The organism is Erwinia sp. (genome assembly GCF_049696395.1).
GTDB lineage: Bacteria > Pseudomonadota > Gammaproteobacteria > Enterobacterales > Enterobacteriaceae > Erwinia.
On record NZ_JBAVTT010000066.1, the window covers coordinates 1 to 16,720 of the forward strand.

Sequence of the window (16,720 nt, forward strand, 5' to 3'; positions counted from 1 at the left end):
ATTCCCCCCCCCCCCCCCGCATTTTGTATTATTCACCGCCGTGATAGTGCATTAACAATATCAGGACGTGCTCCTTGACCTTTATGCTGAACTCGCGAGGCGGGAATTTATCTGCCCCAACCAGTCCCCGAACGGATGGTGCAAATACATCATCTTAATGATGTGCAAAAAAAACGCGTGGCAGCGGGCTAACCCTGTTATAAACAGGGGTCGATCTTATGGGATTAACGATGGATATCGCTGGTTTAAGAATAGAAGGATTAAGGTTAAGTGCAAATATCAGAAGAAAAAAACCTTGAAGAAGCCCCCTACGAATTACGAAGAACGCAAAGTTAAGTAGATAAAACCAGCCTCGGGACGTTCTCGCCGTTTTTACCAGACGACACTCTTTATCCAAAGCACAGGACTTGTTATGGGTTGAATTTGCGAATATCCGGAAAAAAACCCGGCCTACCAGGCCGGGAAAGAACAATATTACACTCATATAACACGTAGCATTCACCACATATGTAGCGTTATTAGCCTACTACGTACGAAAAGTTAAGGCTCTGTGAAAATACTTAGTGCACAAAAGTTCAGAGGTTTCTGAGGAAAAGTGCGGTTTAGGACTGATTAAAATCTGAATTATGACTGGATGTAGAAAAAGCATACGCCGGATTAAATCTGCCGCAGAGGAGGCTAAACAACCGATCGTGCGTAGCTTAAGATTCAGGATTTTTTTCCCACGGGGATATCTCACTTTACTTTATCTTTACCCGGAGGGGTAAACCAATCCGACGTTGTTACGAGTACGGGCTGATCGGGCTGACTGATGAAATTAGGTGACATGATCTGCACGCCGAATTCATTAAAAACGTCTTGTATTTGGCCGTGAAGCGTACTTCTTACGCCAGCAAGTGATTCACCCGGATTTAGCCTGATCTGGAGTTCATACGCCACGTACCAGTCCTGCAGCGCCAGCTGGCGCACCAGTGGTGAGATATCGCGATTAATGCCAGGTGTCCGGCTTGCTGCAAGTTCCAGCATGGCTTCAACCTGCCGCCATGGCGTGTCATAACCAATGGTGACACTGGTTGTCATATTAACGCCTTCACCTTTAAGCGTTGCGCTCAGATTTACAATCCTGCCGCTGACTACAACCGCGTTGGGAACCGTCACCTCGTAGTTTTCACGCGTCTGAATTTTGGTTGCCAGCATGCCCACTTCGCTGACGACACCCTCATGATCGGCAATCCTGATAATGTCGCCCTTTCGCAGCGCACGGGAATAGGTCAGCACCAGCCCGCTCATGGCATGATTCATCACGCCTGCCGAACCGAGTGTCAGCATCAACCCGAAGAAAACGCTTATGCCTTTGAAGGCGAGTGAATTAGCTCCGGGTAAAAATGGATATGCAGCCGACAATGCGAATAACCAGATGACCACGCTGATAAGTTTACGGGTCACGCCAACGGTATCCGGATGCAGACCCGGCAGGTATAATTGCCCGCTCTCAACGCGCCTTAGTACCAGTCTGAGTAATCGCGTTACCAGCGCAGTAATGACGAATATGACGACCACAATAAGCACGCCGGGCAGAGCGGAAAATATAGCGAGCCCGAGACGCTGCAAGAGTCCAAGTGCATAGCCTCCCAGCTCCATGCCCCAAATCCGTGTCCAGGGATACAGCCGCAATACCCAGCTCACCCAGATGTAAAATGCCACGAAGAAGGCAGTAGTCAAAAGAATGGCATACAGCCTTACTGCTACAGGACCGAGAAAAGCCCGTAGCGAGCCAAGTACAAGGTTTTTACGCGGAGGCCGCCGCTCAGCATATCTTCGTTTGAGCCAGGCATAGGAACGTATTGCAAGCAGTATGGATCCGGACAGCGACAGAGCGCCTATAAGGCCTTTTACGGATGCAAGCAGAAGGTAACGGGATGAATACTGTTCGGATAATGAGAGACGAAGAGTGTCGAAGCGAAGCCTGACGCGCTCCGCCGCCTGAGCTAGCGACAGGTCATCCCCTTCGTCCAGATCTGATTGAGCCAGTAACATAAACGGTTTGCCGTTGACCGAAAACAGCACGCCTGGCTGGCCGTATCGCGTCAGATCATGCGTTTCAACCGGATGAGCCAGATCGTTATCCTTAAGCGCGCGCAAGATCGTCACGATACGCTTTATCCGCTCCTCAGGCGTGGTAAGGCCAAATTTCGCCTGTAACATCACGACGGGCTGATTAAGCAGGTACAGGGTCCGCGCGGACTCCTGCTGCGAAGGTGCCTGACGTGGCTCAGCGGCAGTTGCATTTTGTAAAGTCAATAGCAACAGGCAACTGCAAATTCGCATTAACGCTTTGAACATCATGCCTCCGGAAAACCCGTTACTGCCTTATGGTACATCTGTACTTAAGGCAACCGACAAAAACATTCTTGAAGTCAGAAGTTAGGTTGTAATGCCGCATCAACCAGTATCGATTGCCAGCTTAAATAAGCTCATATATTGATATAACTATGGACAGAAGAGAACGCTTTCGATGGCCTCACCCTGAGCTGTCTCTTCATTATTTACATTTTAAAGTACGTAGTATATCTCTGGAAATTAATGTGTATAAAATTACTTATTGCGATTCCGATCACAAAAATCCGACCTATTCCTTTGCAAAAAAATCGCATCGCAAATGTTGTTTTTTTGAAATAACATAGATGTAAAATACATTGTAAATCATATAGATGAACAATCACACTCAAACAGGCGTGATGCATCATAACTTGACGCCACAGGAATAGGGTTTAGCATTCCATAAATGGTAACCTGAGTTACTATTCTTATGATGTAGATTTTTTAATGTATGTGTTGACATATTTCTATGTTTAACGTTATATATTAATTATATTTTTTAAAACCAGTGTTATTTTTACCCGCAATTAATTATCAGTTGTTAATTTATTTGTCATATTAATGACTGGCTCTAAATTCAAGTTTTTTCGGACGGTGTATGAGACAATTCATTAACCTAACCCTGGGCTGTTCGATATTTTTTTCCGGTAGCATATATGCAAGCGGACTATATCTTTATGAAATTGGTACCGATGACCTGGGCCTGGCCGGCGCGGGCCAGGCGGCGCGCGCACAGAATGCCGGCACGCTGTTTACCAATCCGGCTGGGATGACGCTGCTTCCGGACCGTTCCCTGTCTTTGGGTGGCCAGGCGTTATATGGCGATACGCCCTATCAGCTGAGTGATGATGCACAGCTAAACGGCAAAAGTCCCGGTAACGTGATCGGCTGGTTTCCGGGTGGCAGTGCGTTCTACAGCCAAAAAGTATCCCATGAGGTCACCGCCGGTATTGGCCTGTACGGGAATTACGGCTTGGGGCTGCACTTCGGCAACTGGGCCGGTGAAAACCTGATTAAAGACAGCACGCTGCTGGCATTAACCCTGATGCCAGCCATGGCCTGGCAGGTTAACGACGCGCTGTCACTGGGCGCCGGACTCGGCATTAACTACGGGTATCTCTCCCTCAAGCGGCAAAATCTGCAGGGTGATACGCAGGACCACTCGGATCATGACTGGGCCTTAAACGTCAAAGCAGGCGCGTTGTATCAGTTCAACAGCCATACCCGGGCGGGGATCACCTATACCAGCCGCACCGATTACCATTTCAATATTGCGCCCACCGTCACCCTGTCACAGCTAAATGATTCGCCCTCTTACACCCTGCCGATTGCAGCCACCGTCAACACGCCACAACAGGTGATGACCAGCCTGTATCACGATCTGAACGCGCGCTGGGCGATTATGGGTGACCTGGGCTGGCAGGACTGGAGTGAATACAGCAACAGCGACATTCGGGTTAATGGACGGTCGACGGCGGGCAACGATCGCCTGCGTGATACCTGGCATCTGGCGCTGGGTACGCAGTTCCGCGCCACCGAAGCCTGGACGTTTAATTCCGGCGTCGCCTTCGACAGCAGTTTCTACCGCAACCAGAACGATGCCTCCATGACCATGCCGTCGGGCGATACCTGGCGATGGGGTGTTGGCACGCGTTATCAGCTTGATAACAGCAGCAGTATCGGTGCGGCATTCGAATATGCCCATATCGATTCTTCCCAGGTTTCCTCCCCGCTGCTGAAAGGCGGATATTCCAACCCGGCACTGTATTTCTTTGGCGTGAACTACAACCGGACCTTTTAACCCTCGCGACGGGAGGATTTAAGCCCAAGCAGTCCAGCCTCTTTGCCGTCAATATCCTGCCGGCACAGGTAAACCCAAAGCTCAACCCAATGGAGCGCAAAATGTCACGAATGCCTTTTTGCAAAACCTTGTTAGCCTCGATGCTGTCTGTTGCCTGCTGTTCATTCAGCGCACAGGCTGCACCGGACAGCAATACCGCGACCACCGCCCCGGAACAAAGTAAGGGCAAGCCCAATATCGTGGTGATATTTGGCGATGATATTGGTTACTGGAATCTCAGTACCTACAACCAGGGAATGATGGGGTATAAAACCCCGAACATTGACAGCATCGCGGCGGAAGGGGCTAAGTTTACCTCCTACTACGCGGAGCAAAGTTCCACCGCAGGCCGCTCGTCATTTATCACCGGCCAGATGCCGTTCCGTACCGGGATGAGTAAAGTCGGCATGCCTGGCGCACCGCAGGGTCTGCAGAAAGAAGACCCCACTATCGCGTCGGTTCTTAAACAACTCGGCTATGCCACCGGCCAGTTCGGTAAAAACCACCTCGGCGATCGGGATGAGTTTCTGCCGACGGCCCATGGCTTCGACGAGTTTATGGGTAACCTTTACCACCTGAATGCGGAAGAAGAGCCGGAGAACCCGGACTATCCTAAGGATCCGGCATTCCGCAAAGAGTTTGGCCCGCGTGGCGTCATCAAATCGACCGCCGATGGCAAGATTGAAGACACCGGTCCGCTCAACACCAAGCGCATGGAAACGGTCGATGAGGAGACGCTGGCGGCCAACAATGACTTTATGGAACGTCAGGTTAAAGCCAACAAGCCGTTCTTCACCTGGTATAACACCACCCGCATGCACAACAAGACCCATATCAAGCCCGCTGACAAAGGCGTGACCGGATTGGGTGACTACGCTGACGGCATGGTTGAGCACGACAAAATCGTGGGCGAAGTGCTGAAGAAGATCAAGGATCTCGGCATTGAGGATAACACCATCGTGGTTTACACCACCGATAACGGCCCGATGATCGCCACCTGGCCTGATGCGGGAATGACGCCGTTCCGTGGCGAGAAAAACACCGGCTGGGAAGGCGGTTTCCGCGTACCGGCGATGGTCAGATGGCCAGGGCACATCAAGCCTGGCACGCTGATCAACGATATGGTTGGCAGCAATGACTGGTTCCCGACGCTGGTTGCCGCCGCCGGGGTACCGGACATCAAACAACAGTTGCTGAAAGGCTACAAAACCAGCGCGATGACCTACAAAGTTCACCTGGATGGCTATAACCAGCTGGATTTCCTGACCGGTAAAACCCAGGAGGACCCGCGTAAAGAGTTCTTCTACTGGAGTGATGACGGTGACCTACTGGCGATGCGCTATGGCCGCTGGAAAATGCACTTTATGGTGCAGGAACATACCGGTCTGGACCTGTGGAAATACCCGTTTGTTAAGCTCCGCGCCCCGCTGCTGTTCGATCTGGAAATCGATCCGCTTGAGAAAGGCGACAGCGGCATGGACTACAACCACTGGTTCTATGACCGCATGTTCCTGCTGGGCGGCGCGCAGAAATACGCCAAAGAGATGATTGAAAGCTTCAAAGAGTTCCCGCCGAGGCAGAAGCCGGGCTCCTTCACCGTATCGGATGTATCCGCGATGATTGAGCAAGGTAATCCGTCAACGAACTGATGTGACGACCCACAGCCGGGCGGTTATCTGCCCGGCTTCCGGAGGCTGAGATGAAATACAGTACCACTCTTCCTGCTAAGGCACTGCCCACGGCAGAAAAGTACAACGGTCGGGGACCTGCATATAAGCGCCGTTTTCATGTTATGGCGAAACCCACGGGATCGCGTTGCAATATCGACTGTAATTACTGTTTCTACCTGCATAAAGAGCAGTTGCTGAAGCAGGATCACAGCGGGATGAGCGATGAGGTGCTCGAGGCCTTTATCCGCGATTACATCGACAGTCAGGACGGCGAACAGGTGGTCTTTTCGTGGCAAGGCGGCGAACCCACGCTGATGGGACTGGCGTATTTTGAGAAAATCGTTGCGTTGCAAAAGCGATATAAGAAGCCCGGCCAGCGGATTGAAAACGATCTGCAAACTAACGGCATTTTGTTGAATGATAAGTGGGCCTCATTTCTGAAGCGGCACCATTTCCTGGTGGGTCTGTCGATTGATGGCCCGGCGGAACTCCACGATCGTTACCGCGTGACGCGCAGCGGCAAACCAACCTTTGCCATGGTGATGAAAGGCGTCGAGGCGCTGAAGCGCCATCAGGTGCCGTTTAATGCCCTGGTCACCGTTAATCGCACCAATGCACAGTATCCGCTGGAGGTTTATCGCTTCCTGACGCGGGAACTGGGCGCGACCTATATCCAGTTCAATCCGTGCGTCGAGCCGGTTGACTTCAAAAGTACCGCACCGCAGTTCTGGCGTGATGACAGCATTCCGATCACCGGCACCCGTCGCGCCAAACCCGGAGACCTGGACTCCATCGTCACCGACTGGTCGGTCGATCCCGATGACTGGGGCAGCTTCCTGATTGCCGTCTTTGAAGAGTGGGTTAACAACGACCTGGGCCGCGTGCAGGTCAATCTGTTCGAAACCGCCGTCGCGCAGACCATGGGCATGCCCGCGCAGATCTGCATCACCTCCGAGTTTTGCGGCAAGGGGCTGGCCATCGAAAAAAATGGTGATATCTACTCCTGCGACCACTATGTCTACCCCGAATACCAGTTGGGCAATATCAAACAAACCAAACTGGCGCATCTGGCATTTTCTGAACGGCAAAAAGCCTTTGGCTACGGTAAACGCGAAACCCTGCCGCAGGCCTGCAAAAGCTGCCCCTATCTGAAGCTGTGTTATGGCGAATGCCCGAAAAATCGTCTGGTGCGCAGTGAAGACGGCGAACTGGGCCTCAACTATCTCTGCCCGGGCATTAAAGCCTTTTTCAACTATTCACACCCGATGCTGGTTGGCCTTGCCACCCTTCTGCAACCTGAACCGGTGGAGCAGCTATGACTCACAGGGAAAAAATGCTGGCACTGGAAACCGAGATGAATGCCCAGGTGCTTGGCCAGGAAGAGCTGGTCAGAATGCTGATAGTGGCCCTGCTCTGCGACGGCCATGTGCTGCTTGAGGGCCTGCCCGGCCTGGCAAAAACCCGTGCCGTGCGCGAACTGGCGAAACACCTCGAAGGCGATTTTTGCCGCATCCAGTTCACCCCCGATCTGTTGCCGTCGGACATTACCGGCAGCGAAATCTACCAGCAAAATGCCACGCGGGAAGAAGACCAGTTCCGCTTTCGTCCTGGCCCGGTGTTCGGCAACATTATTCTGGCGGATGAAATTAACCGCGCCTCAGCCCGCGTGCAGTCGGCATTACTGGAAGCGATGGAAGAGCGGCACGTCACCGTGGCCGGGAAAACCTGGCCACTTCCCGGCGTGTTTATGGTGCTGGCAACGCAAAACCCCATCGATCAGGAAGGCACCTGGCCGTTGCCGGAAGCGCAGCTGGACCGCTTTCTGATGAAAATCCTCGTCAGCTATCCGTCACAGGAAAACGAACAAAAGGTGATGCAACTGGTGCGGGCCGAGCAGCAGGCACAGTATCAGGCGGCCAGGCCCGACGCCGTCGCGGCAGCGATCACCCGGCTAAGCCAGGCCGACATTGCCAGCTGCTGGCAGGAGATTGCCAGCGTCTACGTCGCGCCAACGGTCGAGAGTTACATCATTAACCTGGTTGAAATGACCCGCCAGCCGGCCTCGGTCAGTGACACCTTTGCCAGCTATATCACCCTTGGGGTCAGCCCGCGCGGCACGCTGGCGCTGGATCGCTGTGGTCGCGCGCTGGCGTGGCTGGAAGGCCGCGATGCGGTGTTACCCGAAGACATCAAGCGCATTGCGCCTGCGGTGTTACGCCACCGCCTGCTATTGAGCTATCAGGCCAATGCCGATAACTGTAGCGCCGATCGGGCGGTACAAATGCTGCTTGATGCCGTGGTGGCATGATGGGCAGCCCTCTGGTGATCGATCGTGCCGCGCTGATGGCGCTGGCTGGCGAAGCCCGCAGGCTGAACAACCCGCCGGGACAGATGCCGCCAGGAGCCATGGCGGGTGAACGGGCGTCAAAACAGCAGGGTCGCGGCCTCAATTTTGACAGCCTGCGTCGCTATCAGCCGGGGGATGATGTCCGGCTGATTGACTGGCAGGCCACGGCCAGGCTGCGTTCGCCCTGGATAAGGCTGTATAACGAAGAGCGTGAGCGCCCGGTGTTTCTGCTGGTCGATCAGCGTCTGGATATGTATTTCGCCACCCGGGGGCAGAGCAAGTCGGTGGTTGCTGCAACGCTGGCCGGGCTGCTGGCCTGGCGCAGCTGGCATGATGGCGATCGCCTCGGGTGCCTGGTTTTTGACGATGAAACCTGTGCGCTGACCCCTTGCCGCTCGCCCAAAACCAGCCTGACCCCGCTGCTAAGCCACCTTGAGCGTTATAACCAGCGTTTAGCGGAACAATATCCGCAGGAAGTAACCACAACGATGACCCTGGCGGGAAGCCTGGAACGGATCGCTGGCAGCGTGCCGGCCGGTAGCTGGCTGGCGATTATCAGTGATTTCCACGACCTGGATGATCACAGTGAAGCGCTGTTGGCGGGTTTGCGCCGTCGCTGCGAAATCAGCGCGTTTGTCACCCTCGACGATCTCCATCTTCGCTTACCGGCGCAAGGCCAACTGGCCGCCTGGTATCAGGATCGGCAAACCACCCTTTCGCTTTCGCCCGCCCTGCGCAGCCAAATTCAGGACAGCGTGACCACCCGGCTGGCAAACCAGAAGAACCGGCTGACACGGCTGGGTATTAAGGTCAATCAGATTGTGGTCGGTGATGATCTGCTACCGCAATTACAAAAGGGGTTTTAAATGCTGGCAAAAGGATTTTCCGTGCCTGATTTGGCGCATCCCGCCCTGCCTGCGGCGATCCCGTGGCTGCCCTTGCCGCCGGGCTGGATTGTGCTCGGCGCGTTACTGTTCGCAGCGTTGCTGTTGTGGTTCTGCCTCCGCCTGTTGCGCTGGCGGCGGAACCGGTGGCGACGTGAAGCGCGACGCCATATCCGGCAGGAGCAAAGTGCCGACGGCTGGCTGGCGGTGATCAAACGCATTTTGCTGGTGCACCATCCGCGCGATGACATCTCAACGCTGGACCGTCCAGAAGCCCTGCTCGCCCGTTTGCCGCTGGATGAACCGGACCGACAACTGCTGATTGGTCGCTATTGTCAGCGGGATAACCGGCTGGAGCCGGATCAGAATGCACGTCTGCAACAGCAACTCTCTCGCTGGCTGGAGACGCTACCCGATGTCTGAGCTGCTGACGCACATTGATTTTGCCTGGCCGCTGGCCTGGATCCTGTTGCTGCTGCCGCTGCTTATGCGCTTTCTGCCGACAAAAGAACGGCAGCAGGAAGAAAAAGTCCGCGTGCCGTTTTTACCGGCGCTGGCGGAAGAGCTGAAGCTGCATACCCCACCGGCAAAAATTCGCTGGCCGACCCAGCTGGTATTCTGGCTGGTGTGGACGCTGCTGGTGTGTGCGCTGGCCCGGCCGGAATACCTGATGCCGCCACAGCAAATCATCAAGCCGATGCGCAATATGGTGCTGATTCTGGACGTGTCCGGATCGATGGAGAAAAACGATGCGCAGGATGGCATCACCCGGCTGCAGGCGGTACAGCGATCGGTGCGTGCTTTTGTCGCCCAGCGCAAAACGGATCGCATCGGACTGGTTATTTTTGCCAGCAGCGCCTGGCCCTTTGCGCCCATCAGTGAGGATAAGCAGGCGTTACTCTCGCGGATTAACCAACTGGCGCCCGGCATGATTGGCCAGCAAACCGCCATCGGTGATGCGCTGGGTGTGGCGGTCAAGTTGCTCGACAGCAGCCTGGATCGTGATGCCAGCAAGCTGGCGATCCTGCTGACCGATGGCAACGATACCGCGTCACAGCTCTCTCCGGCGCTGGCGGCACAGCTGGCAGCAACGCATCACGTTCAGGTGCATACCATCGCCTTTGGCGACATCAACAGCAGTGGCGAGGACAAGGTGGATACGGCGCTGTTGAAACAGATCGCCCAGTTGACCGGTGGGGAAGCCCTGCAGGCAAACACATCCGCTGATGCGCTGGACAACGTCTGGCAGCAGATTGATGCGATGACGCCTTCGCAGGTCAAGACCACGGGATTCTCCTGGCACCTGCCGCTGTTCCACTGGCCGTTAATGCTGGCGATGTTTCTGCTGCTGGCGTTCACCGTGCTACGGCTTATCCGGGAGCGCAGATCATGACGGACTTGCACTTTATCTATCCGTGGCGGCTGCTGGGACTGCTGCTCTGCCCGCTGCTGTGGTTTCTCGCCAGCGGTTCGCGCAGCGCCTGGCACCGCATTATGACCAAACCCTTCGCACGCGCACTCATTCATGGCCAGCGCCGCTCGCTGTTCCAGGTGCTGCCGTGGCTGTTCGCGGCGGGCTGTATTGCGCTGGCCGGGCCGAGCTGGCAAAAAGATCTGCCCGCTGGCATGACCTCGCAAACTCAGGTCATGGTGATCCTGCAACAGGACCTGGGCATGATGGCGCAGGATTTACCGCCGTCCCGTCATCAACGCATGCAGCCGAAAATTGAGGCGCTGATGAGCCGGCTTCCCGGCAGCCATATGGGCCTGGTGGTGTACAACGCGCAGGCATTTTTGACCACGCCCATGACCAACGACAGCGCATTTTTCCGGCTGTTTCTCGACGCGCAGCAGCCCACGCAACTGCCCGAAGGGGAAGGTTCCGGATTACAGGCAGCCATTGCGCTGGCACTAAAAAACCTGCCGCAGTCGCCGACGGTGCCGCACAGCCTGCTGCTGGTGGCCGACAACCTCAGCGCGGAAGACGCGCGCTGGCTGACGGAACAGAAACTGCCGTTGCAGGTATGGGTGCCCGGCACGGCTAAAGGCGGCGCGCTGCCGGAGGCGCTGGCAGCGCGAGGGATTGATACCCGCCTGAACGTGCCGCGTTTTGAACAGCTTCGCAATAACGGTATTCCGGTGACGCTGGCGACCGCTGACGATGACGACCTGCCCGCCATTCTGCAAAACATTCAGCAGTCCGTGGTGGCGCAGCAAAACTCCCGCAACGATCTGCACTGGAAAAACAGTGGTTACCTGCTGATTATCCCAATGCTGTTATTGCTGCTGATCTGGCGTCAGCAGATGATTTTACTGCTGCTGATCGCCGTCTCGCTGACCACCTTTACGCCACCGGCCGCCGCTGCCTGGACTGAGGCCTTTATCAGTCCGGATCAACAGGGCCAGCGGGCCTTCAACCGGGGTGATTATGCAGAGGCAGCGGCGCATTTCAGCGATCCCCTGTGGCGCGGCATTGCCCTTTACAACGCCGGCGATTTCCCTGCGGCCACCAGCGCTTTTCTGCAGGCGCCAGCCACACCCGATACCCTGCTGTGGATCGGCAACAGCTACGCGCAGCAAAAGCAGTGGCAGCAGGCGCTGACCCGTTATGACCAGGCATTAAGCCTGCGGCCTGACTGGACGATGGCGAAAGATAACCGGGCGAAGATTGCGCACATCATCATGCAGTTACGGCAAAAAGAGCGCGATCGTCAGGATTCTCAGCATAAGGAACAGGATGAAACGCCCGATGCGATCAAAAACGATCTGGAGAAAGATCAGGGCGTTAAGCAGCAGGATATGCAGGCCACGGCGGGCAACTCGCCGCAGGTTAATCAGTGGTACGACAATCTCAGCCTGTCACCCAGCGGCCTGCTGGAAAACCTCTACAACTCAGCGCCTGCGGAGGGGAAATGAGACGGTTTCTGCTGATACTTTTACTGTTTTCCGCGATGCCGCAGGCGGCAATGACGCTGACCCGCGAACTGGAAGCACCGGATCATCTGGTCCCCGGACAACCTGTGCGGGTGGCGATCACCTTCTGGACGGATAGCTGGTTTAATCCTCCGCCGGAATGGCCAGAAATGACGGTCGAAAATGGCATGCTGCTGACCACTTCGCTGCCCAACCAGCTGGTTTCACGGCGCGAGGGAAGTACCAGCTGGAGCGGCATCAAAATGGAGCGGCAGCTGATGGCCTGGGATGGCGGCATGCTGAGGCTGCCGGCGATGGATCTGACGCTAACTTCGGCCGGGCAACCGCCGCAAACGGTGACGCTGCCCGCGATAGAGAAACAGGTCAGCTGGCCAGCCGGCGTACAACAGCCGGATCGTTTTCTGCCGGCCAGCGCCCTCAGCCTGCAGCAGAAAATTCAGGTCTGGCGGGCCGACGGCGAACGGACGATTCATGTTGGTGACGTCATTGAACGTCAGGTAACGGTGCAGGCGCAGGAAGTGATCCCGGCGCAGATCCCGCAAATCCTGTTCGCCATTCCTGGCTCAGGTACGCAACGCCTGACGCCGGAAAACAGCCTGCTAACCCAGGGCCGCGGTGAGGTGATCGGCGCCCAGCGCACTGAACGCCTGCGCTATTTGCCCGCCACGGCCGGCACCCTGACCCTGCCCGAGATCAAGCTGCGCTGGTGGGACACCCGCAATCAGCAGTGGCAGACTGCCTCGCTGCCCGCAGCCTCCTACACCATCGCGCCCGTTCGGGCGGCAGGCAGTGAAAACGTCCTGCGAGCCAAGGGGACGACCTCCCTTTGGCCTGCCGTATCGATTGCTGTCGCGGTCATTTTGCTGGCGATTGTCGGCTGGTTTATGCGCCACGCATTATGGCGCACAGGCCGTTTTGTTATTCAACGCGGGTTGCGGATCTGGCGCATTGTGCCGCTGCCCGACCTTGCAACGCTGAAGAGGAAAAAACATGAAGCGTAAACTCTGTGCTCTGGCGCTGTTATGCAGCGTGGGCGTGTGTCAGGCGGCTGCCAATCCGACGCTGTCTGCCTGGAATGACACCGCCGCCAAAACGGCTATCGAACAGTGGGTGGAACATGCCACCACGCCAGGTGATAACGCGTTTATTCCCGAGAAGCAGCGCTATGTGGTGTTTGATAATGACGGTACCCTGTGGCCAGAAGCGCCGGTTACCTTCCAGCTGCAGTTTGCGCTGGATGAGCTGAAGCGGCTGGCACCGGCCCACCCTGAATGGAAAAGCGATCCGCTGATTTCTGCGGCGTTAAATAACGACACCAAAACGCTGGCCGCGTCGGGCAGCAAAGGGCTGTTTAAGCTGGTCGCCCTGACGCACAGCGATATGACCACTGAAGAATTCACCCAACGTGTGACCGACTGGGTCAGTACGCACAAGCACACGCGCTTTGGCTGCGGTTACGATCGGCTGGGGTATTTACCGATGCGCCAGTTACTGGATTATCTGCGGCAAAACGGCTTTAAAACCTGGATTATCTCCGGTGGCGGCGTGGATTTTATGCGTGTGCTGGCAGAGAAAATGTATGACATCCCGCCGGAGCAAGTGGTCGGTTCCTTTTCGTTATCCGAGTTCTCGCTGACTGACAACGGCACGCAGCTGCGTAAGACCATGAATGGCGCTTTTTATGATGATGCCGCCGCCAAGCCGGTGGCGATCCATCTGTTTATGGGGCATCGCCCGGTAGCCGCTTTTGGCAACAGCGATGGCGATGTGCCCATGTTGCAATACACATCGGCCAATCCCGGCGTGAAAACCTTTGGATTACTGGTGCATCACACCGACAGCCAACGCGAATATGCCTACGATGCGCATCCGCCGGCCAGCGGAACTTTAGTGAACGGATTAACGCTGGCGGGAAAATACGGCTGGACGATTGTCGATATGAAAAAAGACTGGAAAACGGTGTTCGATCCCGCTCTGTGCCCGGCGACCGGCAGCGCGCAATCAACCACAACACCTTAACTCTTGCAGGCGCAATCCGATGAATTTTCGCAAAACGATTCTGGCCGGCGTTTTATTTTCGCTGGCGGCCGCAGCCCTGGCATCACCGTACGACAATCTGGCTTATGCGCTCAGGCAGAAAAAAATCATCGATGATTTACGCAGTCATTGCCAGATTGATACCGCTATTCCCGATGCAAAAATAAAAACTACCTTCCTGCATGATAAACAGACCGAGCCACACATTCTTACGGCCGCTGCAGCATTGAGAAATAAGAATTTCAAAGCCTACGAAAGATCGATAAAAGATGTTCAGTGCCCTGAACCAAACTGAACAGCGGTAAAACAGCCTCTAATTCTCAGGATTACAGATGAAAAAAATTAATTTTCCCCCTCTGCTACTTCTGCTGCTGATAAGTCAGGCATTTGCTCAGTCTGGACAGATAAAAGATGAGAAAGATAAGTTGGATGATGATCCGACCAAGGTCACCACAAAGGCGGGCGCATCCTGGTCAGATAACTACGAGCTTGATGACAGCAATCTTTCGTTTTCCGGCTCCGTGGCGCTTGATGAGGCACGAAAGCTCAATGCCCGGATTAACAGTGATGCCAGCGAATGGCGTATTGGCGGGTCATGGCTTTTCCCTGTGGGCATCCTCAACTTCAACTTTGGCAAAAATGAGTATACCAACGGCGCATCCCAAACTAACTACTCGGTCGGCACCTTTATTCCACTGAGTTATTTCGGTATTGAGCCAGCAGGTTTTCAAATTTTCCCCATGGCCGGATATACCTATAATACTGGTGAAACGCTGGGGTGCAAAACGGACGGCAGTTCTAAATGTCCTTCGCCAGAAATTATTGCCAGCGGATCTACCGATCTGGGATTAGACACGATAACCACGTCAGGAAGCAGCGGGTATCTTGGTCTTTTTACTTTAAAACCCCTGACACCCGACCTGAGAGTTGTTGCTTTTGCTGCCGGATCTTACGGTTCAAAAAATGACGACGGCGACCATTACAAGGGTTATTTTGGTGGGTTGGGGCTCGGTTATTCCTTAAATAAACATAACTCTTTTAACCTGTTCACCTTCCTGATGGATAACAATACCTATCTGGATGATCCAGATAAGCGATTCCTGATTTCATACACCTATCAGTTTAACTAAGCTCATGAGAAAACCAGAAAGTCTTGATGCTAATCCCTGGAGGCCATGGCTGGCTCCAGGGTGAAAATTTCGCAAGAGGACAGGGCGAAGCAGGATAAGTACTACACCTTTCCTGGGAAATTGAGTTGAATCGATTATTTATTCAGCTTTTGAAGTTGGATGTCATCGGCTTCTTTCGCTTTCACAGCCAGAGGCACGAAATCCAGTTGATTGTAAAAGTGCGCCGGTTCAGGCAGACCTTTCATTTGATGACCTGAATAGATTTGTAATTCGCCCAATGACTTAAGTGAGTACTTCCCAATATGCTCAGGAAAAGTCAGCAAATATGGCGGCGCTGCTTCAAAGGAGACTGGCATGGGGTAACGTTGTTCGCTGAGATCATAATTTCGATTCAGAACGAGGAATTTATCCGGTACCCGACGTTTACTGTTCCACCAGACGCCATCAATCTGGCGGAACTTTTCGGCGGTAACACTTTTCGGAGTTGCTTCAAGTCTGATCAAACTCGTAATAAGCTGCTTATCCATCGCGTGGTTGTATTCTGCCAGTGTGCCAGCATGTCCCTGCAGAATTACCTGTATGGCTATGCGAGCCCCCAGTAGATTGGAATAAAGATCTTCCGGTGAGAAAGCGGAGATCTCCTCAGAAAAGCCGGGGACTGACTGGAAGCCATACCACTGAGCCACTTCATGCCATTGCGCTAACTCGAAGGCGAGATGCCCCGCCAGCCATGCAGCTAGCGTGTAACGTTGTCCGCTGCTGGTAGGTGCTGTGAAAGCGTTCATTTGTACCCGACGCACTCCCAATTCTTCGGTCAGGAAAAAGCGTTGTTCATGACCCAACAGAGGTGCGATCTTTGAAAATAAAAACAGTGTATTATCAGCTGTATCCCGCACATGAGCGATATCAATAAACCCACCGCGGTGAGTATATATTAATCCGTTCTTCTCCTGACTTATCCCGGCAATATTTTCAAGCGCAGCGAGGCTGCTGTCATTAAAACGATGGGATCCCAGTGTTTCTACCGTCAAAATATTTCCAATCTGATAAACAGGGATGGGGATCCCTGCCGCTCGAACATGGAGATCATAGCCAAATGCGCAACAAGGACGAAGTGACTCTGGTGCAGAAAGGTGTTGAATAACTGGCAAGCCTTTATCCGTTTTCTGCAAAGGGAAAAGATCGACGTTTACTGCGTGAGTGACAGCAGAAAAGAGTAGCCAGCTCAGGCAGAACAATATCCGCATCAAAATGCCTCCGCTACCTGAAAATAAAAGCCCGTGCTTTCCTTGCCCATACCAAGATCTAATCTGATATTCATCTTCGGTTTTACCTCAAAGCGATATCCCACGCCAACGGTGGGTAGCAATGGCGTATGCCTCATATCCTGCACGTCATTGCCGAGCGCGCCTACGCCCAGCCAGAGAACATATCCGTGACGCCAGGTTAATTTTTGACGGTACTCCACCTGGGCGCTGGCCATATCATTATCGCGATAG

General features: G+C 54.3%; 14 protein-coding genes and 1 pseudogene. 12 read left to right on the top strand and 3 right to left on the bottom strand.

The genetic code is table 11. From position 1 onward, the window contains the following. Positions 1–735 precede the first annotated feature (735 nt). Positions 736–2,343, bottom strand: a complete 1,608-nt coding sequence (locus tag WCC56_RS09215) for a mechanosensitive ion channel family protein (RefSeq protein ID WP_424692090.1) — start codon at positions 2,341–2,343, stop codon at positions 736–738. A gap of 634 nt (positions 2,344–2,977) precedes the next feature. Here WCC56_RS09215 and WCC56_RS09220 point away from each other — a divergent pair. The 12 genes from WCC56_RS09220 to WCC56_RS09275 all read left to right on the top strand — a co-directional run bounded on the left by WCC56_RS09220 (position 2,978) and on the right by WCC56_RS09275 (position 15,221). Beyond that, positions 2,978–4,180 carry an OmpP1/FadL family transporter gene (locus tag WCC56_RS09220; RefSeq protein WP_424692091.1) on the top strand — a complete coding sequence of 401 codons (1,203 nt, stop codon included), beginning with the start codon at positions 2,978–2,980 and terminating at the stop codon, positions 4,178–4,180. Positions 4,181–4,281: 101 nt separating this feature from the next. Further along, a complete protein-coding gene (locus WCC56_RS09225) occupies positions 4,282–5,868 on the top strand; it encodes an arylsulfatase (RefSeq protein ID WP_424692092.1) in 1,587 nt (528 codons plus the stop codon). Between the two features lie 50 nt (positions 5,869–5,918). Then, positions 5,919–7,208, top strand: coding sequence for an anaerobic sulfatase maturase (locus WCC56_RS09230; RefSeq protein ID WP_424692093.1), 1,290 nt, complete (start codon positions 5,919–5,921; stop codon positions 7,206–7,208). Beyond that, positions 7,205–8,197: an AAA family ATPase gene (locus tag WCC56_RS09235; RefSeq protein ID WP_424692094.1), complete on the top strand. Its 993-nt coding sequence runs from the start codon at positions 7,205–7,207 to the stop codon at positions 8,195–8,197. The genes WCC56_RS09230 and WCC56_RS09235 overlap by 4 nt, the downstream gene beginning before the upstream one ends. Continuing rightward, positions 8,197–9,102, top strand: a complete 906-nt coding sequence (locus WCC56_RS09240) for a DUF58 domain-containing protein (protein WP_424692100.1) — start codon at positions 8,197–8,199, stop codon at positions 9,100–9,102. The genes WCC56_RS09235 and WCC56_RS09240 overlap by 1 nt, the downstream gene beginning before the upstream one ends. Then, a complete protein-coding gene (locus WCC56_RS09245) occupies positions 9,103–9,543 on the top strand; it encodes a DUF4381 family protein (protein ID WP_053143156.1) in 441 nt (146 codons plus the stop codon). It begins immediately after the preceding gene. Next, on the top strand, positions 9,536–10,513 hold the full coding sequence (locus WCC56_RS09250; RefSeq protein ID WP_424692095.1) for a VWA domain-containing protein: 978 nt from the start codon (positions 9,536–9,538) through the stop codon (positions 10,511–10,513). Before WCC56_RS09245 ends, WCC56_RS09250 begins: the two co-directional genes overlap by 8 nt. Next, a complete protein-coding gene (locus tag WCC56_RS09255; protein ID WP_424692096.1) occupies positions 10,510–12,036 on the top strand; it encodes a vWA domain-containing protein in 1,527 nt (508 codons plus the stop codon). Before WCC56_RS09250 ends, WCC56_RS09255 begins: the two co-directional genes overlap by 4 nt. Beyond that, complete coding sequence (locus tag WCC56_RS09260) at positions 12,033–13,055, top strand: BatD family protein (RefSeq protein ID WP_053143162.1); 1,023 nt, start codon at positions 12,033–12,035, stop codon at positions 13,053–13,055. The genes WCC56_RS09255 and WCC56_RS09260 overlap by 4 nt, the downstream gene beginning before the upstream one ends. Next, positions 13,045–14,073, top strand: coding sequence for an HAD family hydrolase (locus tag WCC56_RS09265; RefSeq protein WP_424692097.1), 1,029 nt, complete (start codon positions 13,045–13,047; stop codon positions 14,071–14,073). The genes WCC56_RS09260 and WCC56_RS09265 overlap by 11 nt, the downstream gene beginning before the upstream one ends. A 19-nt stretch (positions 14,074–14,092) precedes the next feature. Further along, on the top strand, positions 14,093–14,386 hold the full coding sequence (locus WCC56_RS09270) for a YicS family protein (RefSeq protein WP_424692098.1): 294 nt from the start codon (positions 14,093–14,095) through the stop codon (positions 14,384–14,386). Between the two features lie 37 nt (positions 14,387–14,423). Next, on the top strand, positions 14,424–15,221 hold the full coding sequence (locus tag WCC56_RS09275; protein WP_424692099.1) for a hypothetical protein: 798 nt from the start codon (positions 14,424–14,426) through the stop codon (positions 15,219–15,221). 134 nt (positions 15,222–15,355) lie between these two features. Here the strand turns inward: WCC56_RS09275 and WCC56_RS09280 are convergent, their stop codons facing one another. Both WCC56_RS09280 and WCC56_RS09285 read right to left on the bottom strand, forming a co-directional pair. Beyond that, positions 15,356–16,468: a DUF4056 domain-containing protein gene (locus tag WCC56_RS09280; RefSeq protein WP_424692101.1), complete on the bottom strand. Its 1,113-nt coding sequence runs from the start codon at positions 16,466–16,468 to the stop codon at positions 15,356–15,358. Further along, positions 16,468–16,720, bottom strand: a pseudogene (locus tag WCC56_RS09285) (BamA/TamA family outer membrane protein); the annotation flags it as partial. The gene WCC56_RS09280 and the pseudogene WCC56_RS09285, both read right to left, overlap by 1 nt.

Bases quoted from the DNA above. Each gene is read 5' to 3' on its own strand.
- WCC56_RS09255 (WP_424692096.1), top strand. From the start codon at position 10,510: ATGACGGACTTGCACTTTATCTATCCGTGGCGGCTGCTGGGACTGCTG.
- WCC56_RS09250 (WP_424692095.1), top strand. From the start codon at position 9,536: ATGTCTGAGCTGCTGACGCACATTGATTTTGCCTGGCCGCTGGCCTGG.
- WCC56_RS09280 (WP_424692101.1), bottom strand. From the start codon at position 16,468: ATGCGGATATTGTTCTGCCTGAGCTGGCTACTCTTTTCTGCTGTCACT.
- WCC56_RS09265 (WP_424692097.1), top strand. From the start codon at position 13,045: ATGAAGCGTAAACTCTGTGCTCTGGCGCTGTTATGCAGCGTGGGCGTG.
- WCC56_RS09275 (WP_424692099.1), top strand. From the start codon at position 14,424: ATGAAAAAAATTAATTTTCCCCCTCTGCTACTTCTGCTGCTGATAAGT.
- WCC56_RS09220 (WP_424692091.1), top strand. From the start codon at position 2,978: ATGAGACAATTCATTAACCTAACCCTGGGCTGTTCGATATTTTTTTCC.
- WCC56_RS09230 (WP_424692093.1), top strand. From the start codon at position 5,919: ATGAAATACAGTACCACTCTTCCTGCTAAGGCACTGCCCACGGCAGAA.
- WCC56_RS09215 (WP_424692090.1), bottom strand. From the start codon at position 2,343: ATGTTCAAAGCGTTAATGCGAATTTGCAGTTGCCTGTTGCTATTGACT.
- WCC56_RS09235 (WP_424692094.1), top strand. From the start codon at position 7,205: ATGACTCACAGGGAAAAAATGCTGGCACTGGAAACCGAGATGAATGCC.
- WCC56_RS09225 (WP_424692092.1), top strand. From the start codon at position 4,282: ATGTCACGAATGCCTTTTTGCAAAACCTTGTTAGCCTCGATGCTGTCT.
- WCC56_RS09270 (WP_424692098.1), top strand. From the start codon at position 14,093: ATGAATTTTCGCAAAACGATTCTGGCCGGCGTTTTATTTTCGCTGGCG.
- WCC56_RS09260 (WP_053143162.1), top strand. From the start codon at position 12,033: ATGAGACGGTTTCTGCTGATACTTTTACTGTTTTCCGCGATGCCGCAG.
- WCC56_RS09245 (WP_053143156.1), top strand. From the start codon at position 9,103: ATGCTGGCAAAAGGATTTTCCGTGCCTGATTTGGCGCATCCCGCCCTG.
- WCC56_RS09240 (WP_424692100.1), top strand. From the start codon at position 8,197: ATGGGCAGCCCTCTGGTGATCGATCGTGCCGCGCTGATGGCGCTGGCT.